At 39.2% G+C, this 25,337-nt stretch carries 27 protein-coding genes and 1 tRNA gene; 3 read left to right on the top strand and 25 right to left on the bottom strand.

Annotation, left to right across the window (positions count from 1 at the left end):
- Positions 1 to 55: 55 nt before the first annotated feature.
- From hemN to V6W77_RS02465, 9 genes are all read right to left on the bottom strand, one after another.
- The gene (hemN, locus tag V6W77_RS02505; protein WP_334253690.1) at positions 56 to 1,423 is read right to left on the bottom strand and encodes an oxygen-independent coproporphyrinogen III oxidase; all 1,368 of its coding nucleotides are present in this window, start codon (positions 1,421 to 1,423) and stop codon (positions 56 to 58) included.
- Positions 1,423 to 1,890, bottom strand: coding sequence for a DUF2489 domain-containing protein (locus tag V6W77_RS02500; RefSeq protein WP_334253697.1), 468 nt, complete (start codon positions 1,888 to 1,890; stop codon positions 1,423 to 1,425). The genes hemN and V6W77_RS02500 overlap by 1 nt, the downstream gene beginning before the upstream one ends.
- A 16-nt stretch (positions 1,891 to 1,906) precedes the next feature.
- On the bottom strand, positions 1,907 to 2,494 hold the full coding sequence (gene yihI, locus V6W77_RS02495; RefSeq protein WP_025236314.1) for a Der GTPase-activating protein YihI: 588 nt from the start codon (positions 2,492 to 2,494) through the stop codon (positions 1,907 to 1,909).
- A 75-nt stretch (positions 2,495 to 2,569) separates the two neighbouring features.
- The gene (locus V6W77_RS02490; protein WP_334253689.1) at positions 2,570 to 2,947 is read right to left on the bottom strand and encodes a YacL family protein; all 378 of its coding nucleotides are present in this window, start codon (positions 2,945 to 2,947) and stop codon (positions 2,570 to 2,572) included.
- Positions 2,948 to 3,014: 67 nt separating this feature from the next.
- Entirely contained in the window at positions 3,015 to 5,906 is a 2,892-nt protein-coding gene (gene glnE, locus V6W77_RS02485; protein ID WP_334253688.1) for a bifunctional [glutamate--ammonia ligase]-adenylyl-L-tyrosine phosphorylase/[glutamate--ammonia-ligase] adenylyltransferase, read from the bottom strand.
- Between the two features lie 80 nt (positions 5,907 to 5,986).
- Positions 5,987 to 6,268 carry a YciI family protein gene (locus V6W77_RS02480; protein ID WP_283386113.1) on the bottom strand — a complete coding sequence of 94 codons (282 nt, stop codon included), beginning with the start codon at positions 6,266 to 6,268 and terminating at the stop codon, positions 5,987 to 5,989.
- A gap of 1 nt (position 6,269) precedes the next feature.
- Positions 6,270 to 6,734, bottom strand: a complete 465-nt coding sequence (gene yciA, locus V6W77_RS02475; RefSeq protein WP_283386114.1) for an acyl-CoA thioester hydrolase YciA — start codon at positions 6,732 to 6,734, stop codon at positions 6,270 to 6,272.
- On the bottom strand, positions 6,724 to 7,281 hold the full coding sequence (locus V6W77_RS02470; protein ID WP_025236319.1) for a septation protein A: 558 nt from the start codon (positions 7,279 to 7,281) through the stop codon (positions 6,724 to 6,726). The genes yciA and V6W77_RS02470 overlap by 11 nt, the downstream gene beginning before the upstream one ends.
- Positions 7,282 to 7,292: 11 nt before the next feature.
- Complete coding sequence (locus tag V6W77_RS02465) at positions 7,293 to 8,039, bottom strand: ABC transporter permease (RefSeq protein WP_334253687.1); 747 nt, start codon at positions 8,037 to 8,039, stop codon at positions 7,293 to 7,295.
- A gap of 130 nt (positions 8,040 to 8,169) precedes the next feature.
- Between V6W77_RS02465 and yfbV the strand changes: the two genes are divergently transcribed.
- On the top strand, positions 8,170 to 8,607 hold the full coding sequence (gene yfbV, locus V6W77_RS02460) for a terminus macrodomain insulation protein YfbV (protein ID WP_334235985.1): 438 nt from the start codon (positions 8,170 to 8,172) through the stop codon (positions 8,605 to 8,607).
- Positions 8,608 to 8,738: 131 nt separating this feature from the next.
- Here yfbV and V6W77_RS02455 read toward each other — a convergent pair.
- The 5 genes from V6W77_RS02455 to V6W77_RS02435 form a co-directional block, all read right to left on the bottom strand.
- Positions 8,739 to 8,814, bottom strand: a tRNA-Asn gene (locus V6W77_RS02455).
- A 103-nt stretch (positions 8,815 to 8,917) separates the two neighbouring features.
- Complete coding sequence (gene moeB / locus V6W77_RS02450; protein WP_334253686.1) at positions 8,918 to 9,667, bottom strand: molybdopterin-synthase adenylyltransferase MoeB; 750 nt, start codon at positions 9,665 to 9,667, stop codon at positions 8,918 to 8,920.
- A gap of 12 nt (positions 9,668 to 9,679) precedes the next feature.
- A complete protein-coding gene (gene moeA, locus V6W77_RS02445; RefSeq protein ID WP_334253685.1) occupies positions 9,680 to 10,909 on the bottom strand; it encodes a molybdopterin molybdotransferase MoeA in 1,230 nt (409 codons plus the stop codon).
- A 26-nt stretch (positions 10,910 to 10,935) separates the two neighbouring features.
- Positions 10,936 to 11,553: a MarC family protein gene (locus V6W77_RS02440; protein ID WP_283386120.1), complete on the bottom strand. Its 618-nt coding sequence runs from the start codon at positions 11,551 to 11,553 to the stop codon at positions 10,936 to 10,938.
- A gap of 69 nt (positions 11,554 to 11,622) precedes the next feature.
- On the bottom strand, positions 11,623 to 12,834 hold the full coding sequence (locus V6W77_RS02435; RefSeq protein WP_334253684.1) for an ATP-binding protein: 1,212 nt from the start codon (positions 12,832 to 12,834) through the stop codon (positions 11,623 to 11,625).
- 244 nt (positions 12,835 to 13,078) lie between these two features.
- On the opposite strand from V6W77_RS02435, the gene V6W77_RS02430 reads away from it, so the two are divergent.
- Positions 13,079 to 15,016 carry an ABC transporter ATP-binding protein gene (locus V6W77_RS02430; RefSeq protein WP_334253683.1) on the top strand — a complete coding sequence of 646 codons (1,938 nt, stop codon included), beginning with the start codon at positions 13,079 to 13,081 and terminating at the stop codon, positions 15,014 to 15,016.
- Between the two features lie 62 nt (positions 15,017 to 15,078).
- Here V6W77_RS02430 and V6W77_RS02425 read toward each other — a convergent pair whose 3' ends face one another.
- From V6W77_RS02425 to V6W77_RS02415, 3 genes are all read right to left on the bottom strand, one after another.
- The gene (locus V6W77_RS02425; protein WP_025247961.1) at positions 15,079 to 15,465 is read right to left on the bottom strand and encodes a lysozyme inhibitor LprI family protein; all 387 of its coding nucleotides are present in this window, start codon (positions 15,463 to 15,465) and stop codon (positions 15,079 to 15,081) included.
- Positions 15,466 to 15,623: 158 nt separating this feature from the next.
- Positions 15,624 to 16,244 carry a glutathione S-transferase gene (locus tag V6W77_RS02420; RefSeq protein WP_334253682.1) on the bottom strand — a complete coding sequence of 207 codons (621 nt, stop codon included), beginning with the start codon at positions 16,242 to 16,244 and terminating at the stop codon, positions 15,624 to 15,626.
- A gap of 31 nt (positions 16,245 to 16,275) precedes the next feature.
- Positions 16,276 to 16,902: a TIGR01621 family pseudouridine synthase gene (locus V6W77_RS02415; RefSeq protein ID WP_334253681.1), complete on the bottom strand. Its 627-nt coding sequence runs from the start codon at positions 16,900 to 16,902 to the stop codon at positions 16,276 to 16,278.
- A 47-nt stretch (positions 16,903 to 16,949) separates the two neighbouring features.
- Between V6W77_RS02415 and V6W77_RS02410 the strand changes: the two genes are divergently transcribed.
- On the top strand, positions 16,950 to 17,609 hold the full coding sequence (locus tag V6W77_RS02410) for a histidine phosphatase family protein (RefSeq protein WP_334253680.1): 660 nt from the start codon (positions 16,950 to 16,952) through the stop codon (positions 17,607 to 17,609).
- Between the two features lie 34 nt (positions 17,610 to 17,643).
- Here the strand turns inward: V6W77_RS02410 and V6W77_RS02405 are convergent, their stop codons facing one another.
- The 8 genes from V6W77_RS02405 to tolA form a co-directional block, all read right to left on the bottom strand.
- A complete protein-coding gene (locus tag V6W77_RS02405; protein WP_334253679.1) occupies positions 17,644 to 18,690 on the bottom strand; it encodes a TIGR01620 family protein in 1,047 nt (348 codons plus the stop codon).
- Positions 18,691 to 19,641 carry a tRNA dihydrouridine(16) synthase DusC gene (gene dusC / locus V6W77_RS02400; RefSeq protein WP_334253678.1) on the bottom strand — a complete coding sequence of 317 codons (951 nt, stop codon included), beginning with the start codon at positions 19,639 to 19,641 and terminating at the stop codon, positions 18,691 to 18,693. It lies immediately after the preceding gene.
- A 77-nt stretch (positions 19,642 to 19,718) separates the two neighbouring features.
- Positions 19,719 to 20,345, bottom strand: a complete 627-nt coding sequence (locus tag V6W77_RS02395) for a DUF2238 domain-containing protein (protein WP_334229750.1) — start codon at positions 20,343 to 20,345, stop codon at positions 19,719 to 19,721.
- Positions 20,345 to 21,217, bottom strand: a complete 873-nt coding sequence (gene djlA, locus V6W77_RS02390) for a co-chaperone DjlA (RefSeq protein WP_025236333.1) — start codon at positions 21,215 to 21,217, stop codon at positions 20,345 to 20,347. The genes V6W77_RS02395 and djlA overlap by 1 nt, the downstream gene beginning before the upstream one ends.
- A gap of 65 nt (positions 21,218 to 21,282) precedes the next feature.
- Positions 21,283 to 22,167: a DMT family transporter gene (locus V6W77_RS02385; RefSeq protein WP_334253696.1), complete on the bottom strand. Its 885-nt coding sequence runs from the start codon at positions 22,165 to 22,167 to the stop codon at positions 21,283 to 21,285.
- A 63-nt stretch (positions 22,168 to 22,230) separates the two neighbouring features.
- Positions 22,231 to 22,704: an OmpA family protein gene (locus V6W77_RS02380; RefSeq protein ID WP_334253677.1), complete on the bottom strand. Its 474-nt coding sequence runs from the start codon at positions 22,702 to 22,704 to the stop codon at positions 22,231 to 22,233.
- A gap of 27 nt (positions 22,705 to 22,731) precedes the next feature.
- Positions 22,732 to 24,018, bottom strand: coding sequence for a Tol-Pal system beta propeller repeat protein TolB (gene tolB, locus V6W77_RS02375; RefSeq protein ID WP_283386131.1), 1,287 nt, complete (start codon positions 24,016 to 24,018; stop codon positions 22,732 to 22,734).
- 16 nt (positions 24,019 to 24,034) lie between these two features.
- Positions 24,035 to 25,321: a cell envelope integrity protein TolA gene (tolA, locus tag V6W77_RS02370; protein WP_334239093.1), complete on the bottom strand. Its 1,287-nt coding sequence runs from the start codon at positions 25,319 to 25,321 to the stop codon at positions 24,035 to 24,037.
- Positions 25,322 to 25,337 lie beyond the last annotated feature (16 nt).

The raw sequence follows: 25,337 nt of genomic DNA, 5'->3' as shown, positions 1-25,337 counted from the left end.
AATCCGATTATTTTATATTTTGCAAAAAATCTTAAAAAAATAACCGCTTGTTCTACTAGATAATACGGGAAAACTGCTGTCTTCTCGCTAATTGTCTTGAATATACATCAAAACATAAGCAAATATTACGGATTAACAAACGTCCACGCGGTAACACCACAATGCCATCATCGTTAATCGTTAATAATTCATCTTCCGCTAACGGCTCTAATAAAGTCAGATCTTCAGCAAAATAGGCTTTAAAATCAATACCGTATTGCTTTTCAATAGTTGCAAAATCTAATTTGAAATTACAAATCAAGGCTTTAATCACATCACGGCGAATACAGTCATCTTGGGTAAGTGCAATACCTTTATGTAAAGCAATGCCACTTTCTTCCACATCAGCATAATATTGCTGTAACTCTTTGCGATTTTGAGCGTAAGTATCGCCCAATAAGCTGATTGCTGAAACGCCCATACCTAACAAATCGCACTCTTCTTGTGTTGTATAGCCTTGGAAGTTACGGTGTAAAATCCCTTTTTCTTGGGCAACCGCAAGTTCATCATCAGGTTTGGCAAAGTGATCCATACCGATAAATTTATAACCGTTTTCGCCTAAGAATTCGATCGATTTTTGTAAGATCGTAAGCTTTGTTTCCGGTGCCGGCAGTAGCTCTTCTTTGATTTTAACCTGTGCTGCAAAACGACTTGGCAAGTGTGCGTAGTTAAACACACTCATACGATCCGGATTTAATTCTACCACACGTTGTAACGTGTACATAAAGCTCTCAACATTTTGTTTCGGTAAGCCGTAAATTAAATCTACATTGGTCGAAACAAAACCGAGTTCTTTTGCTCGCTTCATTAACGCAAAAATAAACTCTTCATCTTGCTCACGGTTTACTAAGCGTTGCACTTCTTTGTCGAAATCTTGAATCCCCATACTAATTCGGTTAAAACCGATAGCTTTTAGGTGATCTAACATATCTAGTTCAATTTCACGCGGATCCATCTCGATACTGATTTCAGCATCTTCGCTAATTTCAAAATGAGTACGCAGCATTTGCATCAAACGTGCAGATTGATCTTCATCTAAATAAGTTGGAGTACCACCGCCCCAGTGAATTTGCGTAACCAAGCGATTTGTAAATAGCGGTGATCGGGTTTTAATTTCACGCTCTAAATAATCTAAATATATTTCAACTTTATGGCGATGGCGGGTAATCACTTTATTACAGCCACAGAAATAGCACAGTTTATGACAAAACGGAATATGTACATAAAGCGAAAGCGGACGCTCAGGATAACGAGCAGCCGCTGCAATAAAATCATCATTAGTATAATTTTCGTTAAACTCTAATGCCGTTGGGTAAGAGGTGTAACGAGGACCTGAATGGTTATATTTTTGAATAAGGGCTAAATCCCAAATAATTTCCGACATTAGACTGCCTTTCTCATTTCTTCAATATCTTTTAATAATTGCTCGCACTCGATTTTAATCTCGGCTTCAAGCTCAACTTCCTTTGCCTCACGTTCTAAATCAAGTTTCATTCGTTCATTGCGTTTTAAATTTTTACGTTCATCTAAAATCGGCATATTTTCCACCACTTCATATAACGCCCACATCGCATTATAGTGGCTTAATTTTTTACCCAATACATCTAACAGAGGCTTTAAACGTAAAACGCCTTCGGAAAGATCGCATTGTTCAGAAATCATTGCTCTGGTAATCACATCAATGCTTTCTAAAATACGTAGATAGCGGGCTTTTTGTGATTGTTTAGCTTCTTCAATCAACTCTTGCTCACGTCTTTTTTGTAAACGGACTTTAAGCATTAAATGGATTGCATAACCAGCCATTGAAATCAGAATAAGTATAGCTAGTACAATCAGGAATATTTTTAGCATCATAATTTGCTATCCGTTAGCGGAATTTATTAATATCCATTGTTTCAAATTGGCGTAATAACGCATCACCGTTATCACCGTCTTCATCTTCAAATTCAATGCCAAGTTCCGTCATTAATTCATCAATGCGGTCTAAACATTCATTCATAAATTTCTGATCTTCAAGCGATAACGTTTTGCCTGCTTCTAAATCATCTAATAGCTGATTTAAGCATTCATTATTTTCTAATTGCTCTAACTCTTGCTCAGGTGAAAGCGTTGGTTTTACAGGTTCAACCGGAACAGGCTTAATCGTACGCCCTTTTTCCGGTTGATTAACAAATTCCACCATTAACGGCACTTTTTTACGGCTGCCGATACGTGGATCTTTTACTTCTTTCTCAACCGCTTTTTTCTGCTCTGCCGGATCAGCATTACGAGAACCGGTCGGTAAACCTTTATGTTTGCGTTTACGCTTTTCCTCACGAGCTTGAGCATCTAACTCATAACGGGTTAATTTACGATTTTTACCACCACCTAATTTAGGGGTTGGTTGCTTTGGTTTATCTGTTTTTCTTGCCGGCATAATATCAGTAATGCGGCGTGTTTTTTTCGTACGACTCATAATTGTTTCATCATCTAGTTTTAATAAAACGCTATTCTACAAGGAATTATCTTGCCTTAATAGCGTTGATTTCAATTAATGGTAAGTTTGCATAAAATGGTGATAGGCTTTGAGGAATTTTTCAAAATCATCTAAGCCACAAAACGCAATACTCTCTTCATTGTAAAATTGAAAACCTTCTTCCATTTCTTCTTCGTCAAAAGCCGCATCTAAGTTATTCGCTTTTGCCATCACTTCATCATAATCAAAATAAATACTGTATTCACGTCCTTCAAATACGCATTCATAATGATTTGGGAAAGCCGCTCTGCACTTTTCAATTTCAGCAAAAATGGTTTCCAACTCTTTCGGATTGCCTGTAATCTCCGTATTCAACCAACGGGCAAATGCCTCGTGATCCATTGAACATTTTGCCACAATCCCGTGAATACTATGCGTAAATTGATATTCCATACATATTCTCCTCTTTAATCGCTATTATAGCCTAACAAGCGGTTGTTTTTTGGAAAAATTTTACCATTTAGTTCAATAATGCTTGCCACATTTTTCTCACAAACTCCCTCTCTTCCACAAATTCTGCTGCCTCAACCACATTTTCTTTGCGGAGTAAGTTTAAATGGTGAATTTTGTTGCGAAGTGATGTGTAGCAATGTTTGAGCTGCTCGCTCTCTTGTAGACTTAAAATGCCGCATTCCACCGCACTGTCGAAAATCCGCACGTTATCAGACCATACCGCCATTTGTGGATTTTCATTACTGTGAGCCAGCACCAAATATTGAGCAATAAATTCAATGTCAGTAATGCCGCCCTGATCGGTTTTGATATGGAATTTGTCTTGCGAATGGGAACTCAGGTGCTGATACATTTTCTCCCGCATTTCGCAAATTTCTTGGCGTAATTGACCGCTTGTGCGAGGTAATGCCAAGGTAGATTGACGGATGCGTTCAAACTCTTGCTTTAAATACTCTGCCCCAAACACACATCTTGCCCGCACAAGGGCTTGACTTTCCCACGTCCAAGCTTCATTTTGTTGGTAATGTTCGTAGGCATTAAAGGTGCTGACTAAAAGCCCTGCTTCACCGGACGGGCGAAGTCGCATATCCACTTCATATAACACGCCGGCACTGGTGTTAAGGTTAAAAATCGAGTTAATTTTTTGAGCAAGTTTTAAGTAAAACTGATGGCTTGAAATTTCCTTTTTACCGCCAATCGTTTGGCTATCTTCTGGAGCATTATGCAAAAAAACCAGATCAAGATCTGAATTGTACCCCAGCTCAATCCCACCTAATTTTCCATAGCCAATAACCGCAAAGCCTTTTTCATCAGACTCTAAATGTTCAGGTGTACCGAAACGCCGGCTGACCTGCTTCCACGCCATATTCACTACCGCATTGATAATGGCTTGTGCTAAGTAAGTAAGGTGATCGCTGATCTTCATAACGGGTAGCACACCTAAAATATCGGCTGCGGCAATACGTAAAATCTGCGTTTGTTTAAACTGACGTAAGCCATCAATCAAAGCTTCTTCATCTTCTTCTGGAATGCGGATTAAATAATCCTGTAAGGTAGATTGATACTGCTCAAGCTCTAGCACTTCGGTTAAGCCATTGTATCTTATCAGTTCATCAAGCAACATTGGGTAGCGAGCAATTTGCTCGGCAATCATTACCGATTTGCTACAGAGTGTTAATAGCTGTGGCAAGATCTGTTCACGCTCCACCATCAATTCCAGATAGGTTGTACGGGTTGTGATTTTATCTACGATGTTGAGCAAACGAGGTAAAAGTAATAAATAATCCTCACGCTCAAAAATGCTGTCTGCGATTTTCGGCATTAAATTGCGAAGCACTTCTCGCCCTCTTACTCCAATCGGGCGTTTTACCCAATCTTGGAAAGTGGTGGAAAAATGGTGGAAAATCGCCTCATAATCGCTTTCTGCGACTCGAGGATAATTTTTTAATATGGCAGACAAATCTTCTAATGAGATGTTGTAATTCAGAATATCTTTCCATTCGGCTAATTTTTCATTTAATGGAGAGGCTTCATCTTCATTTTCTTCCTCACCAATCAATTCATTAAAAATGTGGCGAACCTCATTTTGGTGGCAACTTAACACCGCTAAAAATCCTACCCAATCGCTAAATGGGTGTTCTATAAAAATGCTATCTTCGCTATTTAAGGCTTGCTGCCAATAGCTCCGACAAGCAAAAATAAGACGAGCTTGATCATCAAGATCTGTCGGTAAAGTTTGCGTTTGTTTATCATCAATCGCTTGTAGTACATTCTCCACTTGACGATAAAAAATATAGGCATTATGCAGTTTTTCTACCTGTGATTGCGTTAATAAATTCAGCTCACTCAAGCGAGGGAGTACTTTTAACAGGCTGCGTTCCTGTAAAATTTTATCTCGCCCGCCACGAATCATCTGGAAGGTTTGTACAATAAATTCTACTTCCCGAATACCACCGGCACCAAGTTTGATGTTATCCGTTAAACTACGACGAACCACCTCACGGCTGATTTTTTGCTTCATTTCACGTAGAGATTGGATTGCAGAAAAATCCAAATAACGACGATAAACAAAAGGTCGTAGCATCTGTTTTAAGTAGCGATGATTGATATTTTGGCTCTCTTCGCCCAAAATTTTGGCTTTGATCATCGCATAACGCTCCCAATCACGCCCTTGCTCTTGGTAGTAATCCTCCATTGCGGCAAAACTGAATACTAACGCTCCGCTGTCGCCAAAAGGACGAAGCCGCATATCAGTACGGTATACAAAGCCATCAGCGGTAATATCATCAAGAGCTTTAATTAAACGCTGACCGAGTCGGGTAAAAAATTTGCTGTTTTCAATCGGCTTACGTCCACCCACTGTTTCGCCGGCATCAGGGTAAATAAAGATGAGATCGATATCAGATGAAAAATTTAGCTCTCCTCCGCCAAGTTTCCCCATTCCTAAAATCAGCATTTCTTGCTTTTCCCCCAAGCTATTCATTGGCATACCATATTCTTCACAACACTTTTTAAATAGCCAATCTCTTGCGGTTAAAATCAGACTTTCAGCTAAGTCTGATAAGTGTTGAAATACAAATTCAACTGTAGCAAGTTTGTTTGATTGCAAAAAGCTCAATCGAGCTAATTCACGATGGCGAAATTGTCGTAATGCTCTGCTAAGTTGTTCCTCATTTTCAATCGTTGCTAAAAGCTCATTTAAACGAGTGGCATAATTACCACACTCCTCTACCGTTGGAGGAAAATGAACCCATTGCTCCAGTAAATCAGGCTGTTTTTGCAAGGTTTGTTTAACTAAATTAGACATTGCCATCGCCACAACAAGCGGTTGAATTTGCTCAGAATTTTGCAAATCGGCTGGTAAATTAAGTTGGGATTGGGAAATTAGAGTGGTAAGCATAAATTTAGGCTCAAAATTGGGAATGGATAGGTATTGCACGTTTTATCCATTCCCCTCTTTGCTAAAGAGGGGAGAAAAAATTAAAACACTTTCTTAAACGGCTTAACAATCACATCGCCATATACACCTGCATCAACATAAGGGTCTTGGCTTGCCCATTGTTGAGCCTCTTCAAGAGAGCTGAATTCAGCAATAACCGTCGAACCTGTTACGCCTGTGCCATCTTCCGTTGGGTTAGGACCGGCAATTAATAAACGATTTTCAGCCTGCAATTTTTCTAAGCGAGCTAAATGTGCAGGGCGTACTTCTAAACGTTTTTCCAACGTGTTCGGATTATCTTGTGCAAAAATGACGTAATACATACTATTCTCCTTGTTCAGTAGTAGTTGGGGTAATTAATGATAAAGCTTCATCTAATTCCGGATTATTCTCTCTTGGCACAGCTCGAGGCTTGCCTTCTTTATCAGTAGCAACATAAGTAAATAACGCTTCTGTTACCAGAAAACGTTCACGCGTGCCTTCATAAACCTGCTTGATAAACACTTCAACTTTTACTTGCATTGAAGAACGACCAACGTGCATCAATTTGCCGTAGCAACACACCACATCGCCGACAGAGATTGGTCTGTGAAAAATCATTTTATCTACTGTTACTGTAACAACTCTGCCTTTCGCAAGTTCTTTCGCTAAAATTGCACCGCCTAAGTCCATCTGCGACATAATCCAACCACCAAAAATATCACCATTAGCATTGGTGTCTGATGGCATTGCAAGCGTTCTTAAAATCAGTTTCCCCTCAGGATCTTTTTCATAAGGTTTATTTTTCATCTTGTTTTTCCTGTTTTTCAGCCTCTTTTAGGTAAGGGTAAAGTACAAAACCCGTTATAACTGTTGCAACCAATGTTAATCCGATAATGCCAAAGGATTTAAAATCAACCCAAACATCTTCGGATAAATATTGGCTAATATAAATATTGAGTAACATACAAATAATAAAGAAAATAGCCCAACCGAAGTTGATTTTATTCCACACTTGCTCCGGCAAATTAATTTCCTTACCGAGTAATTTTTTAATTAACGGTGCTTTAAACACAAATTGGCTTACTAATAGCACCAGAGCGAAAAGTGAATAAACGATGGTAACTTTCCATTGTAAATATTTCACTTCATTAAAATAAGCACTGAGCAAACCAAAAAAGACCACTGCTCCGCTCATAATAAGTTGTTGCTTTTCAATTTTACCGTAAAGCACTTTTAAGACTATCATTTGTGCGATCGTTGCCACAACTAACACAATTGATGCCATTTGAATGCCGTCCATTTTGTAAAAGACAAAAAACAGAATCAGCGGAATAAATTCAAGTAATTGTTTCATTTAATCTCCTATTAATTTGCCGGCATTTGGCGATAAACTTGATAAAAGCGGAAACTAAAAATTGCCATAAATACATTAATTACCGCACTGAAAACAACGGTAATTAGTGCCCCGACAAAATCATTACCAAAAACCGCAAATAATCGAGATAGCATTCCCGGTAATAAATAAGAGATCACACAAAATAAAATTAATGGCAGCATTTTTCCACGCGATAATTGGAAGGTAAATTTAATACTTTCTGATAAGGTTTTCTGTGGTTTTTCCAATAAATATGCATAGATAACGATCGACAATTTAATGAAAAAATAAAAACCAACCACTAGCATAGGCAAAGCAATAATCACAGTTTCAGGCGATGCCATCGCAAAAGAAGCCCCCAACGAAAGAGGAAGTACCATAATAAATTGCAACATTAAAACAGGTAAAAAGTGTTTTGATGCTCCACCTGCATTTTGGAAAAAATGCTGATAGTTGCCATTATTGATAGATTGAATGTTTAAAATCATCAATACTGTCATAAATAAATTGGCAATTCCTAATAAAACAGTTGGCATTAAAATAGCTAATAATTTTGAGCTATCAATTTGAATTTGTTGTGGCTGCTGATTTGCAACCATTTCCGGCGAAGTTGGCAATAATAAAATAAATACCAGCTGCACCACCACAATAGTCATTATCGCAAACAGTGTGAAAGATTGCTGATTACGCATAAAATTCCAACTTTGTTGTAATAAATCCACAAATTTAATTGGCATAAAATATCCTTCAAATAAGTTGTAAACACTTTGTTGTAAAGTATAGCAAGTGTTAACCCAAACTGCATTAACCTATTGTAGATTTTAGTAAGTTAGCTACAATAAAAGAAAAGATTGAAAGAGAAAAACTATGTTAAGCCTGTTTGAAGCGGGGCAACGCTATCTAAACACGTTGCCTAATCAGAAAAAATTGGCAAATTTTATGCCTGATTATCACATTATTCGCCTTGTTAAATTTTCTTCTAAAGTAATGCCTGCTTTTGCGTGCTTTGCTTTAGTATGGCAATACTTTTTTACCGATCCCACACAGTCTGTTGTAGCTAATTCTGTTATTACGGCTATTTTTGCAATCTCTATCCCTTTTCAAGGGCTTTATTGGCTGGGTAAGCGGGCAAAATCGCCACTTTCCTTATCATTGTTGGAATGGTATGAATCGCTCAGGCAAAAGCTAATTACCGCTCAAGTCAAACTTGAAGAAGAACAAGCGGTGCCTTCTTTCCAAGATTTTGCAAATTTACTGAAATTAGCGGAAGAAACGTGGGGAAATGAATACTTTGATGAGCTTTAAAAGCCCAAAAGAAAAAAGCTCCACTCAAATAAGTGAGCGGAGCAAAACTTTTGTTCTAATTCTGGAGGTTTGAATTACTGTTTTATAAAAGGAGACAAATAAAACAAGAACAAAAGAAAATAAAAAATCTTTGGCTCCTCCTGCGGGACTCGAACCTGCGACATATGGATTAACAGTCCACCGTTCTACCGACTGAACTAAGGAGGAATTAACGGTGTGCATAATAGGCTAAAACGTTTTAGCCGTCAAATAAAATAATGAACATTCGTTCATTATTTACATTTATTTACGCTCTTAGTATTGAAAATACTTAATTAGAGGTACAAACAGAGCAGTTTTTTTGCTTAAGCAATGCCATTTCTCGTATTGAAAAATGTAAACCATCAATCATCAACAATTTTCCCGATAATATTTTGCCAATATTCAGCAACACTTTTATCGCTTCTAACGCTTGAAAACTACCAATGACACCAACAATTGGAGCAATTACGCCAGCTTCAACACAACTCAATGTGCCATCGCCAAATAAGCTACTCAAACACTGATAGCAAGGCTCGTTATCTTGATAAGTAAATACACTAATTTGCCCCTCAAAACGGATTGCCGAGCCTGATACAAGCGGTCGCTTTTGGTTAAAACATTGCAAGTTCAGTTGATTACGAACAGTAACATTATCGGTACAATCTAGCACTAAATCTGTTTTAGCAATGAGTTCTGCCCACTGTTCATCGCTACATTTTTGGTTGATAACTTCAATTTGAATATTTGGATTAATCGCTGACAAACGAACTTTTGCCGATTCAACTTTAGGCAACCCAATGGTTTCATCGGTATGCAAAATTTGACGTTGCAAATTAGAAAGTGAAACTGTATCAAAATCAACCAAAGTGAGATGCCCTACCCCGGCTGAAGCAAGATATTGCGACGCCGCACAGCCTAAACCGCCCAAGCCCACAATTAAAATTCGGCTCGATTTTAATTTTTCCTGCCCGTCAAAATCAACACTTTTGAGAATAATTTGGCGGTTATAACGAAGGGTTTCGTGATCAGTCAGTTCCATATCTCCCCTCAACTAACCGAGTAACGAATTAAACGGCTGAATCGTTACCTTTTCCCCAGCCTCTACATTGCCACGCTCTGCTTCAAGCACGATAAAACAGTTACTTTCATTAAAAGCACTAAAAATATGTGAACCTTGCGAGCCAATCGGTCGAACTTCCAGCCCGCCTTGCTGATTAGCGTAGTAATAGCCACGTTGGAAATCTTGACGACCAACTGCTTTTTTCAATTTTTCGGCACTACAAGCGGTTAAATTTTGCGTAAGATTTGCAATTTTATCTGCTGATAAACCTGATAATTTCGCTAAAGCAGGCTGTACTAATTGGTAGAAGGTTACTAATGCGGAAACCGGATTTCCCGGCAAACCAAAGAACCACGCCTTTTCCAATTTACCAAATGCGAAAGGTTTGCCCGGTTTCATTGCAATTTTCCAGAAGCCGATTTCGCCTAATTTCTCCAATACTGTTTTAGTAAAATCTGCCTCGCCGACCGATACTCCACCGCTAGTAATCACCACATCAGCTTTTTCTTGTGCATCAATAAAAGTTTGTTCAAATAAGGTTTCATCATCCGGCAAAATACCGTAATCTAAAATCTTACAGTTGAGTTTATCCAGCATTAAACGTACTGCAAAACGGTTGGTATCGTAAATTTTCCCTTCACTCAAAGACTCTCCAACCGACGTTAATTCATCGCCGGTAGAAAGAATCGCCACTTTCAATTTTGCAAACACAGGCACAGAAGCAATGCCGAGTGAAGCTAACAATGGCAGACTTGCTACATTCAATAGCGAACCTTTTTTCAATACCAATGCACCTTGCTTTACATCATCCCCAATACGACGAATGTTACTACCTAATTTTGGAATATTGTTAAAAGTTACAGAGCCATCTGCATTTAAAGTGGTTTCCTCTTGCATTACAACGGCATCAACACCTTTTGGCATTAAGGCTCCCGTCATAATACGCACACATTCGCCTGCTTGGAGTTCGCCACTAAACGGATTACCTGCAAAGGCTTTTCCTGCTACCTTTAAGGTTAAATTTTGCTCTAAATCTGCAATGCGTACTGCATAACCGTCCATTGCTGAATTATCAAAATTAGGCACATTAATAGGCGAGGAAATATCTTCCGCCAACACTCGGTTTGCACATTCATTTAATGGTAAATATTCAATCATTGTTGGAGCAGGCAAACGAGAAAGCATATTCTCTAATGCATCTGCAAGAGGTAAAAGAGCCATAAATTTATTCTATTCCTATTCAAAAATCAGCTAACTTGCACGAAGAAATCACGCACACCAATAAGCAAATTATTCACTGCAATTGCCGCTAAAATTAATCCCATCACACGGCTAATAATTGCCGCCCCTGCATTACCAATTAAATGCTGAATTCTATTTGCAGCTAACAATAATAAATAAGTAATTGCTAAAACAAGCATCATAATGCCAGCGGTAATAAATTGATCACTAATACTAAAACGGTGATTGTCGGTAAGTAGCACGATTGCCATCATCGCCCCCGGAGAAGCAATAGAGGGAACAGCTAACGGATAAACAGCTAATTCATTTAAATTACTGCTCATTCTGATTTCTTGATCCGGCTTACTTTCGCCAAAAATCATCGTTAAAGCAAATAATAAAAGCACTAAGCCACCCGCAGCTTGGAAAGCAGGTAGAGGAATTTGCATTGACTCCAATAAAATCTGCCCGCCGATTAGGAAGAAAATTAAGATTCCCCCTGCAATGAGTACCGCATTTAACGCAATTTTGCGACGTGCTTCAATCGGCAAACCAATCGTTTTCGCCAAATAAACAGGAACAGATCCAACCGGGTCAATAACCGCCCAAAGAACCACAAATTGCACCGCTAATGAATCAAACATATTTTCTCTCCCTGTTATTTTGAATTTGGAAAAATTCTAACATAAAACGACCGCTTGTAGAGCGATGAGCTATAAATAACTCAGTGGTAATGCTACTAAATTTTCACTTAAATAAAGTTTAGTCGGATATTGGTTAATTATCACTCCCTGCCCGAGCGTCCATTCAGGCGAAAGCGGACTTAATAAATCAAAACTTTTCGCCATTTTTTTATTTGGGCTTGCAGTAACTTTAATTTCCACCGGATAAAGTGTGCGGTCATATTCGATAATTAAATCAATCTCTTTTTGATTAGTATCCCGATAAAAATAAAGAGGTGGTTCAATGCCTTGATTATTAAAGGATTTAATTACTTGGCTTACGACAAAAGTTTCAAAAAACTGACCGCTTTTCGCCCCACTCGAAATAGTTTCAGGGGTAAGCCATTTAGTTAAGTACGCCATTAACCCCGTATCTAAAAAATAGACTTTTGGGGTTTTTATAGCCCGTTTCAAATGGTTGTTATGATAAGGTTGCAACAAATAAATAATGCCCGAAGTTTGTAAAATTGCTACCCAACGTTTAATCGTTTCATTCGATACGCCAACCTCTTGGGCGATATTGCTGTAATTCAGCAGCTCGCCACTACGAGAGGCGATCGACACCATAAAACGGGTAAAATCTGTCGTGCTGGCAATATTGGTTAATTGGCGAACATCTCGCTCAATATAAGTAGCAACATAAGAGCGATAATAAATTTCCCAGTCAGTTTCTTGTGCATATAAACGGGGCATATCGCCTTTGTGGATAAGTTGCCAAACATTTTCGGGTGATTTTAATTCCTCTTCACGAGCAAACAAATAATCATTGTTTGGCACAAAAGGTTGATTAAAACTTACTCCAAGAATTTCACGTAAAGAGAGCCCTTGCAACTTTAAAATAGCAATACGCCCGGCAAGTGTCTCACTCACATTTTGCATTAATTCAAAAGCTTGTGAACCAGAAAGCAAAAACAAACCGTTGTGCTGTTTTCGGTCAATTTCTAGTTTTAACAAAGAGAAAATTTCAGGCACATACTGCACCTCGTCTAAAATCAACTTCCCCTGATGATTTAAGAAAAACAGCCGAGACTCATCTTTTGCTTGTTGCAATAGCATAGGATCATCAAAAGTAATATATTGATAATCTTGCCCGATATATTGTAGCAGTGTTGATTTGCCTACCTGCCTTGCCCCTGTTACCAAAATCGCTGGAAATTGTTTAACTAAACGTGTTACTAATGATTGCATTTGGCGAGAGATCATTTACCCTCCTGAAATAAAATTAAGTTTAATTTAACATAGCATATTGAATTGAACTTAATTAATAATGAATTTTTAGTTTAATTCAATATAACATAGTTAATTAAACTTAATAATAAGTCTATTTTAAGTTTAATTCAATATTAGATATTGAATTAAACTTAATTTTCATCTCAAACAATTTTGATTGTATTAAAATTTACTATGCTAAAATATGCAAAATTTTTAACAAAACAGACCGCTTGTAATGATATTTTTTACAGATTTAATTTTAAAACGAGGACATTCCGTCCTGATTGAAAACAGCTCCGCCACCATTCATACGGGGCAGAAGGTAGGTTTGGTGGGTAAAAACGGGTGTGGAAAATCCTCTCTTTTTGCCTTACTTAAAAATGAGCTACAGCCTGAAGGCGGCGATGTTTCACTCCCAAAAAATTGGGAGATTTCGTGGGTAAATCAAGAAACACCTGCGTTAGATATTTCCGCTCTTGATTATGTGATTCAAGGTGATAGAGAATACACAAAATTAATAGCAGAGCTTGATGAAGCGAATGCAAAAAATGACGGCAATCGCATTGCGACTATCCACTCCCATCTCGACACCATTGATGCGTGGACAATTCAAGCCAGAGCTTCTACCTTGCTCAACGGCTTAGGCTTTAGCACCGAGCAATTACAACTGCCTGTGAAATCTTTCTCGGGCGGTTGGCGTATGCGTTTAAATCTCGCTCAAGCGTTGATTTGCCGTTCCGATTTATTGCTACTCGATGAACCGACCAACCACTTAGATTTAGATGCTGTGATTTGGCTTGAACGCTGGCTCACTAACTATCGTGGTACGTTATTACTGATTTCCCACGACCGTGATTTTCTTGATCCGATTATTGACCGTGTCATTCATATCGAACATCAAAAACTCAATGAATACACAGGCAATTACACCTCGTTTGAAATTCAGCGAGCGACTAAAATCGCACAACAAAATGCCGCTTATCAGCAACAACAACGAAAAGTTGCTCATTTACAGAGCTTTATTGACCGTTTCAAAGCCAAAGCGACCAAAGCCAAACAGGCTCAAAGCCGTATTAAAGCATTGGAGAAAATGGAACTTATCGCCCCTGCGTACGCAGATTCCCCGTTTGAATTTGAATTCCGACCACCGCTTGCCTTACCAAGCCCATTGCTGATGATGGAAAAAGTGAGTGCAGGTTACGCAGATAAAACCGTGCTGGAATCGGTGAAATTGAATTTAGTGCCCGGCTCCCGAATTGGTTTGCTTGGCAGAAATGGGGCGGGGAAATCCACTCTAATTAAATTATTAGCGGGTGAAATTCCGCCACAAAACGGCAAAATGCAACTCGCAAAAGGCGTTCAGCTTGGCTACTTTGCCCAGCACCAAGTGGATACGCTCCGTTTTGATGAAAGCCCACTTTGGCATTTGCAGAAAATCGAGCCGGAAAAAACCGAACAAGAGCTGCGTAATTATTTAGGCGGTTTTGATTTTAAAGGCGATAAAGTCGTGCAAGCGGTGCAATCTTTCTCCGGTGGCGAAAAAGCTCGCTTGGTGCTTGCGTTGATTGTATGGCAACGCCCGAATTTACTGTTATTGGACGAACCAACCAACCATCTGGATTTGGATATGCGACAAGCCTTAATTGATGCCCTCACTTATTATGAAGGCTCGTTGGTGGTGGTTTCGCACGACCGTCATTTACTCCGCAGCACCGTGAATGAATTTTATTTGGTACACGACCGAAAAGTAGAAGAATTTAAAGGCGACTTGGACGATTATCAAAAATGGTTGAATGAGCAAAATGCCCTAGCGAATGAGCCGAAATCGGTACTTGCAAAAAATTCGGAAAATGCAACCGCTTGTGAGCCGACAGCCAATGAAAATAGTGCGGCAAACCGCAAAGAGCAAAAGCGTTTAGAAGCCGAACGCCGCCAACAAACCGCTCCACTGCGTAAAAAAATCACGCAGTTGGAAAAAGAATTGGAAAAAGCTACTGAAAAACTGAATAAGTTAGAAGAAATGCTTGGCGATAGCCAGCTCTACGAAGCAGAAAATAAAGCCAAACTCACCGAAACTCTTGCTCAACAAGTTGAGACTAAAAAACAGGTGGAGGAAATTGAAATGCAGTGGTTGGAGGCACAGGAAGAGTTGGAAGGGATGTTGGCAGACTAATGTTTTCCCTTTTACATTATAACTGGGTTAGGTAGACTAACCCAGCACACGGACAAATAGAATTATCTTGAATTAGCTTCCTTTAATAATTTTTCAATTTCATCAGCTTTCTCAATGGTCATATCCATATATTTATAGCTTGATGAAATTCCAGCCAAAGATCCGCCTTCATATTCCATAGCTGCGGCTTTCACACTTAAGTCTTTATATTTAATCCAAGCTCTTTGAGCTTCTTTAAATGCTTTGGAATGATTAGGGGAAAGGGTTTTCAGATACTGATTATAAACTTTATTTAAACGCTTCTCCTGACGGTTAGTTTCCTCAGAAATGCAATTTGCCAGATCTGCGTTATTAGATTCATTACTTCTACATTTAATAAATGTCGAAGAATAATTAACTTCTGCCGTAGCCATAGCTGGCAACATAATAAGTAGGGCATATTTTTTCATAAAATCTCCTTAAAGTCGTGATTAAAACTTTTTGGATTTTACAATTATTTTTTTTTGCACAATATGCTATTTTTATACCCACCTAAATTTAGGTAAATTAGCTAAACAAAAAGGCATTGAACCACAAACTCAATGCCTTTATTTTCAATGCAAGCTCTCTATACTCTCGGCTTGGTTTCAGCCAAAATACTGTATTTATTATTCATTTCTTCCGCCCAAGCGGTTAAATTTGGATGATTTTTTGCAAGATCATAGCCGATTTTTTCTAAGCGGAACGCCCACCAATCAATTAATGCAACTGCGGTTAATGTGCCTAAATTAAGCTCCGTACCAAATTCTTGTATGGCTTCTTCTAAGTGTTGGAAAGTGCGGATATTTCTTTCCATTAATTGTTTGTGGCGACTTACCCACCATTCATTTTCGGGGCGAGCCATTTTTTCTTGGATAATGGTGTGCATTGTGTTTTCCATTATACCGTCTGCCAAATTGTGCAAAGCTAATACCGCCCAGCGTGGCTTGCCCTCTTTTGGCAGTAAAGGCGTATTATTGCCTTTTTGGTCAAGATACTCGCTGATGAGCAAACTGCCGAATAGCCAGCGTCCGCAATTTCGCTGTAATGCTGGAATGCGTCCTAATGGATTGTCTTGGTTGTGTGGTGAGTTTGGATCCATTGCGGCAGTTACCCGCAACATTTCCACTTTGTCATCAAGCTGGTGATGTTTAATAACCGCAAGGGCTTTGCGAGCAAAAGGGCTTGTTGTTGAGTACCAAAGTTTCATACTGTTCTCCGTTTCTTTTTAGTAACATAAATTAGCAAATTTTTTGCCAAAAATGACCGCTTGTAGGCTCTGCTTGAACACAGATATGTTCGTTTTCGTATTCAAATTCAAGCTGGTAGGCGTGTAAATAAACCCTATCCGCCTCTGTGCCTGAATAAAGTTTATCGCCTAAAATCGGGCTACCTAAACTTTTCATTGCCACTCTTAGTTGGTGGGTTTTACCTGTTTTCGGTTGCAAAATAAAATGGCGAAGTGATGGCTCAAGCGAATTAGAGTTAAATTGTGTTACCGCCGGGTTCTCTTTACTGTGGCATAATTTCCAAGCTCCATTACGGCTTTTTTCCATATCACCCACAATTTTCCCCTGCTTTTTCTTCGGTTTTTTATCGCTCAACGCCCAATAGGTTTTCTGAATTTTATGTTGTTCAAACAGATGATAAAACTTCGCTGCTGCTTCTTTATTTAACGCTAAAATTAACAAGCCGGAGGTGATTTTATCCAGCCGATGAACCAACCACACCTGCTCAACATTTAGCTGACGAGCTATCATTTCTGTTAAACCGATTTCCGCTTCGTCTTTATGCACACTTAAACCATCAGGCTTATTGATAATAATAAAATCGGGGTGCTGATAACAAATAGGCAATGTTAAGGTCATTTTGCTATAATCTCGTTTATTTTTAACTATTTTAGCAAGGAATTACGATGGCTGTTACCATTTATTTAGTTCGACACGGCAGAACCGTTTGGAATATTGAAGGTAGATTGCAAGGCTCTGGCGACTCAGCCCTTGTGGAAGAAGGCATTATTGGGGCAAAGAAAACCGGCATTGCGTTAAAAGATGTGCCTTTTACCGCTGCTTATTCCAGTATGCAAAAACGGGCTCAAGATACCGCAAACTACATTTTAGCGGAAAATAAATTGAGTAATATCCCTCACTTTCATCATAAAGGGCTGAATGAATTTGATTTCGGTAGTTGGGAGGGAATGAAATCCCTTGATTTACAAGAGAATGAAGAATATTGGGTAATGAAACGCACGCCGGCTGAATATCTCGCTAAAACAAACGGTGGCGAGCGGTTCGAACAACTTTATCAACGTGTTACCCAAGTGTTTAATCAAATTGCTCAACTTCATCAAAATGATGGTAAGGTGTTGATTGTTTCACACGGAATGACCTTAACTCTGCTTACCGCTGTGTTAAAAGGTATTGCGTGGCAAGATTTTCGTAATGAAGAAAAGCATAGTTTTATCATTAACACAGCGATTACCAAAGTGGAAGTGGATAATGGCAAAGTAACGGTCTTAGAGTTTAATAATATCGACCATTTGGATAATATTCCAACAAGCCAATATAAACGATAATGTTAAGGGCGGAACATTGTCCGCCCTACAATTTCTAATCAGAAAATACTTTTTCTTTTGTTTCCGTTTTAGCAAACACTGTATTTTTCACCGATGTTAATAATTCTTGGCGAATAGCGGAAATTCTTGGTCGCTCATTAGCTTGAAAAGCAACCGGGCGACAAAATTCCATTGTTTTGATGCCAAGCCTTGCAGTGAGTAAGCCCACACCAATACCTTGTGCGGCACGGAGAGAGAGCTTTGCCGTGAGGTTTTGCGAGAAGAAATCCATTCCTACATCGGTAGCGATTTCCGTTGCTCCGGCAAATACCATATTTTTTAACACCATTTTGAATAGTTTTAAGCGGCTGATGTAACCCAATTCCATTCCGTAGGCTTTGGTAATTTTATTCACTAAGGCAATATTTCTTGCTGCCATTAGTAATACATCAACGACGGCAAGTGGGCTGACAGCCACAATAACCGCATTTTCTGCCGCATTACGGGAAATCATTTGCTTAACTTGTTTATCAATCGGCTTGAGTACATTTTCACTAAAAAGATATAATACCTCTTTGGCATTGTAAGCCTCGTTAAGCTGACTTTTCCAGCGTTGCTCTGCTTGAGCAACGGTTGGTAAATGATTGAGGTTATTTGCAACATCTTCACAAAATTTGACCGCTTGTTCGCCATCATTTGAGGGAAGTTGCTCTAATAAAAGCTGCTGGCTCATCTGCTGATTTTTCTGATGATTACGCAGATAAACCAATTTACGCCATTCAGAGACAATCACGCCCACACCGAACAAGCTAATAATAAAAAAGACTATTGAGAAAGCAAAATAGATCCACTCTTTTTGTTGGAAAGTATCGATTAACCATTGAATACTTTGAGCAATCACCGCCACGCCAAACAAGGCAAGCGTTGCAAGCAACACTCGAACCCAAAAGCGAGAAGGTTTTAGGCTTTCTTCAATAATCAGTTCTGCCTCAACAGCTTTAGCTTCTTCCTCAATAATTGAATTTTCGAGATCAAACTCTTGTTTAGGCTCAAAATACTCGGTTATTTTTAGCTCTTCTTCATTAAAAATTTGTTTACTCATTTAGCCCACCGCCTTTTCAATATGTGCTTTTAGACCATCATAGCCGTGTTCAGTTTTCAAAATATCAAATAATTCGACTGCTTGTGGATATTCTTTATCCAAATAGCGTAACCATTGCTTTATACGGGCGACGTGGTAAAAACCTGTGTCAAACTGATTTTCCATCTGAACATACTTAAACAATAGTTGCAAAACCTCACTCCACGCCATTTTTAGCTCGTTATATTTCACTACCTTGCTCAAATTTGGCGTATTTAATGCCCCTCTGCCAATCATCAAAGTATTGCAAGCGGTCATTTCTTGGCAATTTTTTGCAGATTCAAAATCCCAAATTTCGCCATTGGCGATAACAGGAATAGTTAAACGCTTTTGAATCTCACCAATCGCTTGCCAGTTAATACGTTCGGCACGATAGCCATCAGATTTTGTTCGCCCGTGTACGGTTATTTCATTCGCTCCACCTTGCTGAACAGCATCGGCAATTTCAAAGCATTGCTCGGCAGAATCCCAACCTAAACGTACTTTTACAGACACAATCTGTTCATTTGGCACAGCTTCCCGCATTGCTTTTGTCGCTCGGTAAATTAAATCAGGATCTTTAAGTAGCGATGCCCCACCATTACTGCCATTTACCGTTTTAGATGGGCAACCACAGTTCAGATCTACCCCGTGCGAGCCCAGCTCAATCGCAAGTGCTGCATTTTCAGCCAACCATTGGGGGTGTTGCCCTAAAATCTGCACTCGCACTGGCGTGCCGGAATCCGTTAATCCGCCTTGATAAAGCTCCGGTACTAAACGATAAAAAGCTTTTTTCGGTAATTTTTGATCCACAACCCGCACAAATTCAGAAATACAGAGATCGTATTCATTCACAGAGGTTAAAAGGTTACGAACGAAGGGATCTAACACCCCCTGCATTGGGGCGAGAATAACTTTTGGAATTGAGTTCATTAGTTAAAATAAAATGACAAGCGGTTGAATTTTATAAAAATTTTGCAAAAAAATGCGTAAATTCAACCGCTTGAGAGTTAAAAATGTCTATCGTGAATACGCAAATCAGGGCGAGTAATCACATAAATTATCAGAGCGGTAATTGCCCCTAAGGTATCGGCTAACATATCTTTTTGAGCATCCCAAATATCGCCTTGAGAGCCTAAAAATTCAATACCTGCATTGCCACCTTCTATCACCGCATATTGCCACTCAATAATTTCATAGGCTGCCGCCACCGACATTATAAAAAATAACGAGAAAAAGAGGGCAACTCCAAAGGTACATTTACGTTTACGCAATAACCATTCCGCCATTGGGTAGCTATAAAAACCGATAATATAATGTGCCACACGGTCAAAATGGTTACGTTCTTCTCCTAAAAATGGTGTTAGAAATTGATTCGCCCAATCAAACGGCACATTGGCAAAAGTATATTTTGCCCCAATTAAATGCATAATTAACCAAAGCGACATTAGAAAATAAGCTAAGCCGCTAAACTGAAATTTTGGGTAAGTGATAATCAGCAAGCCGAATACGACAAAAATGGGGGCAACTTCCGCATACCATACCGCTCTATCTGTTGGATTAAAACCAGACCAAACGGCAATAACGGTAATAACTATAGCTAAAAACAGCGGAATGATATGCGAACGTGAATCCATTATTTCCATCCTTTTACTTTGCAGATGAGATCATAGGCGGATTGAATTTGTTGGGCTTTTTCTTTCGCTAATTCCATCATTTCATCAGGTAAGCCTTTTGCTGCTAATTTATCAGGGTGATGTTCGTTCATTAGCTTGCGGTAAGCTCGTTTAACCGTATTTTGATCGTCTTGTGCCGTTACACCTAACACAGTATAAGCCGCTTCAATACTCGGTTTTGCCGGCTGTTGATAACCATATCCACCACCTTGAGAACTGTAGCCACTTTGCGATTGCTGATGATAGCTTCCACCTTGTTGGTAATAGCCCCCGGTGCGGAATTGTTGAGCCGCCATAATCATCGCGATCATTTGCTCAAATTGGAAACGAGACATTCCCATTGTTTCTGCAATCGTAAAGAGAATTTGTTGTTCGTTTGCATCCAATTCGCCATCTTGCAACGCCGCTTGCATTTGTACTTCAACAAAGAAACGCAGCAAATCAGTTCTTGCACCACAGGCTTCACGAAACTCTTGAATAACTTGACGCAATGGGAAATTAGGCTCTTTACCTAAAGTGAAAGCCTCTTGAGCCAATTGTTGAGCTGCACCGTCTAATTTTAGGCGAGCCATTAATGCACGAGCTAATTCAATATCGGCTTCGGTTACACGACCTTTGGCTTTCGCAATATGTCCTAAGACTGCAAAGGTAGTTTGAGTGAAAAGCGATTGGCGAGTAAGGTTTTTACCAAAAGTACTTGAGCGTACTGTGCCTAAGGCATAGAGTTTTTTATCTGCCAAATGCCCAATAAATGCCCCTAATAGCCCACCAAATAGACCGTGAAAAATTTGGTAACCCAAAATAAAGCCAATTATTTTTCCAATAAATTGCATTTTTTATCCTTTTCGTAAACTAAGTGGTGCTATTCTAACAAAATTTATGGCAAAGATTAATGATTTCACTTTGCTTGCTTTTTCGTTAAAACAAACATAAACCAACTTGCTATAAAAATAATGACATAACCTAGCCAGCTCCACACATCAGGGTATTGCTCAAAAAGTAGTGCTCCTAAAACCGCACTAAAGATTACTGATGCGTAGCTATAGATTGAGATATCTTTAGCAGCTGCGTATTTATATGCTGTAGTTACACAAAACTGTCCAACTGCTGACGTGATGCCCGCTAGAATTAAGTACACTAATTGCATAGAAGTCAGTGGTACATAATCAATGGCGACAAAAGGTAATAATATCAAGGTCGAGAACATAGAAAAAAAGAAAACAATGGTATTTGGCGATTCTAATTTTTCTGTTTTTGACAATAATCTCAAACATAAGTAGGCAATCGCAGCAAAAACAGAGCCGATAATACCAATTAAATAAGGGATAAATCGAATATCAAATGCAGGTTTAATAATAAAAAGTGCACCAATAAAGGCAACAATACATAAGAGCCACTGTGCTATAGAAGCTTTTTCTTTCAAAAAGATAGCGGATAGAATAATCAAAATAAAAGAAGTTAGCTTGCCAATCATATCTACATCACTTAATACGAGATGATCTATGATATAAACACCAACTAAAATACCGATTAGACCAGTAACCGAACGACAAAGTAACAAAAGCCGATTTTCTTTATGCCCGAAGAATAATTGACGATTTTTCCAAACAATATAGCCGCTTATTAATGCCGTAATACCATTACGGAAAATGGCTTTTTCAGCCACAGGTAATTCACCAGATAAGCGAAGAAATACTGCCATAGCAGCAAAGCTTAATGCCGATAAAAGTACACAAGATATGGCTTTAAATAACGGAGATAAGGCATTCCAGAAATTCATAATATAGATATTTAATAAAAAGAAAGCCCTGATTATTCAGGGCTTCATTTTAGAATCAACTAAGAATTAGTATTCTAATACTGCACGACGGTTTTTCGCGTAGTCAGACTCAGAATGACCTAACACTGCAGGTTTCTCTTCACCGTAAGAAACAGTTGAAGTATTGTTAGCACCTTTATCTGCTAAGTAACCTTTAACTGCATCTGCACGACGTTGACCTAATGCGATGTTGTACTCTGGAGTACCACGCTCATCCGCGTGACCAGCGATAGTTACTTTACCTTCAGTTTTAGCTAATAATTGAGCGTGAGCGTCTAATAATTGACGGTATTCACCTTCAACTGCATAACTATCAAAACCGAAGTATACTGTGTTGTATTGTGCTTTTAATTGCTCAGCTGTTAAACCACCGAATTCGCCTGCTGCATTCGCTGCTGCGTTTGCATTTGCGTTTGCTGCTGCATCATCAGATGAGCTGCTACATGCTGCTAATGCGAAAGCTGGTACTGCTACCATTAAAACTTTAGCAAATTTTTTCATTTGTTGCTCCTAATTAGAGAAATATTATTATTTAGTTAAGTATGGGGACCACGCAGGGAATTTATAATGTCCGCCTGCTCCCGGCAAATTAGCTTTAAAACGCCCATCTGCGGATACCAATTGTAGCACTTTACTCGTACCTTTGGTAGAGCTATAAATAACCATAATGCCATTTGGTGAAATACTTGGACTTTCGTCTAAGAAAGTTGAACTCAGTACTTCCGTGCCACCTGAAGCGAGATCGCGTTTCACAACTCTATCACCGGCAATCATGATTAGATTCTTACCATCAGATGATACTTTAGCATTGTAGCTACCACGACCACCCATTGGGCTTGCACCGCCACCTGATGAACTCATTCTATACACTTGTGGAGAACCAGCACGGTCAGAAGTGAAGTAGATTGTACTCCCGTCTGGAGACCAGCTAGGCTCAGTATTATTTCCTGCATTTGCAGTTAATTTGCTTGGTGTTCCACCGTTGCTACCCACCACATAAATATTTAACTCACCATCTTGGTTAGAAGCAAATGCAATACGAGAACCGTCTGGTGAGAATGCCGGTGCACCGTTATGCCCTTTTAATGCAGCTACAACACGGCGAGAACCTGAACGGATATCGTGCACAACAACCTGTGCTTTTTTGTTCTCAAAGGTAACATAGGCTAATTTGCTACCATCCGGAGACCATTCTGGAGACATTAATGGCTCTTTACTTGTTGTAATAGTGAAAGCGTTGAAGCCATCATAATCCGATACACGTAATTCATAAGATGATACGCCACGTTGTACTACATAAGCAATTTTCGTTCTAAATGCACCACGAATTTGAGTTAATTTTTCAAATACTTGATCACTTACTGTGTGAGCACCTTGACGGATTTGTGCTGCTGGCACAATGAATGAGCCTTGAGCAATTACACCACCTGCAGTCCCTGAAGTCCCTAGCGTATCAATTAATTGATAAGCTACGTTATAACCGCCGCCAGTGCTACTTACTTGTCCTACAACAATATTATCAATCCCAATAGCACTCCATTGATCTGCTACTACTTCTCCAGCAGAACCCGGTTGTGCAGGCATTTGAGAACGTTCAAGCGGTGTAAATTTACCACTATTTCGCAAATCGTCAGAAATAATCTGTGCCACATCAGCAGGCACGCCACTTGCTTTAAACGGCACAACCGCAATCGGTTGAGCCATACTTACACCTTCATCAATAGAAATTCGAACATCAGAATCTGCCATCACTTGGCTTGTAACCAATGTAGAAACTATCGCTATTACACTCGATATACGAGAGAATAATTTCATTTTTAACCCTCTAAAGTTATTTAACTTTTAAACTAAAATCAAGCGTTGGAGATTTAAACATATTATAGACTGCATCTGATGGTGCAGGCGGCACTTTTCTGGTTGCCACAATTGCACTTACCGCTGCATCACACACTGCTTTATCGCCACTAACTACTTGATAATTAGTAATTGTACCATCTCGACTTAAGAAAATCTTAACATCGCATTGTTTTCCTGCAAAGCTTGGATCAACACGATATTTAGATTGAATTAATTTCTTAATTCGCTGACCGTATGCATTACCATCGACATTCGCACCTTGACCAAGACCACTTGTACCGCCTGATCCTTGAGAACCCGATGAGTTTTTATTACCGCCTTTGCTTGAACCACCGCCAATGTCGCCACCATCTAGGAAATCGTCAAGTGCTTTGTTATTCTTCGCTTGAGCAGCTTTTGCTTCAGCAGCGGCTTTTGCTTTAGCCTCTTTCTCTGCTTTTTCTTTAGCAGCTTTTTCAGCTTTTGCTTTAGCTTCTTTCTCTGCTTTTTCTTTAGCTTCTTTTTCAGCTTTTGCTTTGGCTTCTTTTTCTGCTTTTTCTTTAGCTTCTTTTTCGGCTTTCGCTTTAGCCTCTTTCTCAGCTTTTTCCTTAGCTTCTTTCTCTGCTTTTTCCTTAGCTTGTTTCTCTTTTAGCTCTTTCTGCTCTTGTAATTTCTTTTCAGCTTCAGCTTTTTTTTGTTGCTCAAGTTTCTTCTCTTGGGCTTCTTTCGCTTTTCTTTCTTCTTCAGCTTGTTTAGCAGCAGCTTCCAAACGCTTAGCTTCTGCATCTGCTTTTAATTTTGCTGCTTCAGCTGCTTTTTTACGTGTAGCCTCTTCGGCTGCTTGTTGCTTTTTAATTTCTTCTTGTTTCGCTTGCTCTTGCTTTTGCTGTTCTTGAAGTTTTTGCTGCTCTTGCAACTTTTGCTGACGTTGCTTTTCTTGAATTGCCGCTAATTCAGCTTTCTTTTGTTGCTCAATTTCTTCCGGAGTTGGCTTTTCTTCCGCTTCTTCAACAGTTTCTTCAGGCTCTTCTCTAGGCTCTACCGTTGGCTTAGCTGGTTTAGAGCCCTTTTTCTCCGCCATCAATTGCCCATATTCCGCCGCCACTTGCCCGGTATCAACCATTACGGCTTCGAAGCTGTCGCTATCACCGCCACTACCTCCAGCCGCTGCTAATTCCGTTTTGGTGAAAAGAGACCCAAGCAATAATAATCCAATCAATAATATATGTAATAAGATCGAAATAATAACTGCAAGCTCTAGTCTATCTTGTTGAGATTTCACACGTTATCCTTGCTGA

The sequence above is a fragment of the Mannheimia indoligenes genome (assembly GCF_036880405.1).
Taxonomy (GTDB): Bacteria; Pseudomonadota; Gammaproteobacteria; order Enterobacterales; family Pasteurellaceae; genus Mannheimia; species Mannheimia indoligenes.
This window is presented reverse-complemented; position numbering and strand designations above follow the sequence as displayed.

What these genes read in the sequence shown, in the direction of transcription:
- hemN (WP_334253690.1), bottom strand. Translation starts at nt 1,423, where the DNA reads ATGTCGGAAATTATTTGGGATTTAGCCCTTATTCAAAAATATAACCAT.
- V6W77_RS02500 (WP_334253697.1), bottom strand. Translation starts at nt 1,890, where the DNA reads ATGCTAAAAATATTCCTGATTGTACTAGCTATACTTATTCTGATTTCA.
- yihI (WP_025236314.1), bottom strand. Translation starts at nt 2,494, where the DNA reads ATGAGTCGTACGAAAAAAACACGCCGCATTACTGATATTATGCCGGCA.
- V6W77_RS02490 (WP_334253689.1), bottom strand. Translation starts at nt 2,947, where the DNA reads ATGGAATATCAATTTACGCATAGTATTCACGGGATTGTGGCAAAATGT.
- glnE (WP_334253688.1), bottom strand. Translation starts at nt 5,906, where the DNA reads ATGCTTACCACTCTAATTTCCCAATCCCAACTTAATTTACCAGCCGAT.
- V6W77_RS02480 (WP_283386113.1), bottom strand. Translation starts at nt 6,268, where the DNA reads ATGTATTACGTCATTTTTGCACAAGATAATCCGAACACGTTGGAAAAA.
- yciA (WP_283386114.1), bottom strand. Translation starts at nt 6,734, where the DNA reads ATGAAAAATAAACCTTATGAAAAAGATCCTGAGGGGAAACTGATTTTA.
- V6W77_RS02470 (WP_025236319.1), bottom strand. Translation starts at nt 7,281, where the DNA reads ATGAAACAATTACTTGAATTTATTCCGCTGATTCTGTTTTTTGTCTTT.
- V6W77_RS02465 (WP_334253687.1), bottom strand. Translation starts at nt 8,039, where the DNA reads ATGCCAATTAAATTTGTGGATTTATTACAACAAAGTTGGAATTTTATG.
- yfbV (WP_334235985.1), top strand. Translation starts at nt 8,170, where the DNA reads ATGTTAAGCCTGTTTGAAGCGGGGCAACGCTATCTAAACACGTTGCCT.
- moeB (WP_334253686.1), bottom strand. Translation starts at nt 9,667, where the DNA reads ATGGAACTGACTGATCACGAAACCCTTCGTTATAACCGCCAAATTATT.
- moeA (WP_334253685.1), bottom strand. Translation starts at nt 10,909, where the DNA reads ATGGCTCTTTTACCTCTTGCAGATGCATTAGAGAATATGCTTTCTCGT.
- V6W77_RS02440 (WP_283386120.1), bottom strand. Translation starts at nt 11,553, where the DNA reads ATGTTTGATTCATTAGCGGTGCAATTTGTGGTTCTTTGGGCGGTTATT.
- V6W77_RS02435 (WP_334253684.1), bottom strand. Translation starts at nt 12,834, where the DNA reads ATGATCTCTCGCCAAATGCAATCATTAGTAACACGTTTAGTTAAACAA.
- V6W77_RS02430 (WP_334253683.1), top strand. Translation starts at nt 13,079, where the DNA reads ATGATATTTTTTACAGATTTAATTTTAAAACGAGGACATTCCGTCCTG.
- V6W77_RS02425 (WP_025247961.1), bottom strand. Translation starts at nt 15,465, where the DNA reads ATGAAAAAATATGCCCTACTTATTATGTTGCCAGCTATGGCTACGGCA.
- V6W77_RS02420 (WP_334253682.1), bottom strand. Translation starts at nt 16,244, where the DNA reads ATGAAACTTTGGTACTCAACAACAAGCCCTTTTGCTCGCAAAGCCCTT.
- V6W77_RS02415 (WP_334253681.1), bottom strand. Translation starts at nt 16,902, where the DNA reads ATGACCTTAACATTGCCTATTTGTTATCAGCACCCCGATTTTATTATT.
- V6W77_RS02410 (WP_334253680.1), top strand. Translation starts at nt 16,950, where the DNA reads ATGGCTGTTACCATTTATTTAGTTCGACACGGCAGAACCGTTTGGAAT.
- V6W77_RS02405 (WP_334253679.1), bottom strand. Translation starts at nt 18,690, where the DNA reads ATGAGTAAACAAATTTTTAATGAAGAAGAGCTAAAAATAACCGAGTAT.
- dusC (WP_334253678.1), bottom strand. Translation starts at nt 19,641, where the DNA reads ATGAACTCAATTCCAAAAGTTATTCTCGCCCCAATGCAGGGGGTGTTA.
- V6W77_RS02395 (WP_334229750.1), bottom strand. Translation starts at nt 20,345, where the DNA reads ATGGATTCACGTTCGCATATCATTCCGCTGTTTTTAGCTATAGTTATT.
- djlA (WP_025236333.1), bottom strand. Translation starts at nt 21,217, where the DNA reads ATGCAATTTATTGGAAAAATAATTGGCTTTATTTTGGGTTACCAAATT.
- V6W77_RS02380 (WP_334253677.1), bottom strand. Translation starts at nt 22,704, where the DNA reads ATGAAAAAATTTGCTAAAGTTTTAATGGTAGCAGTACCAGCTTTCGCA.
- tolB (WP_283386131.1), bottom strand. Translation starts at nt 24,018, where the DNA reads ATGAAATTATTCTCTCGTATATCGAGTGTAATAGCGATAGTTTCTACA.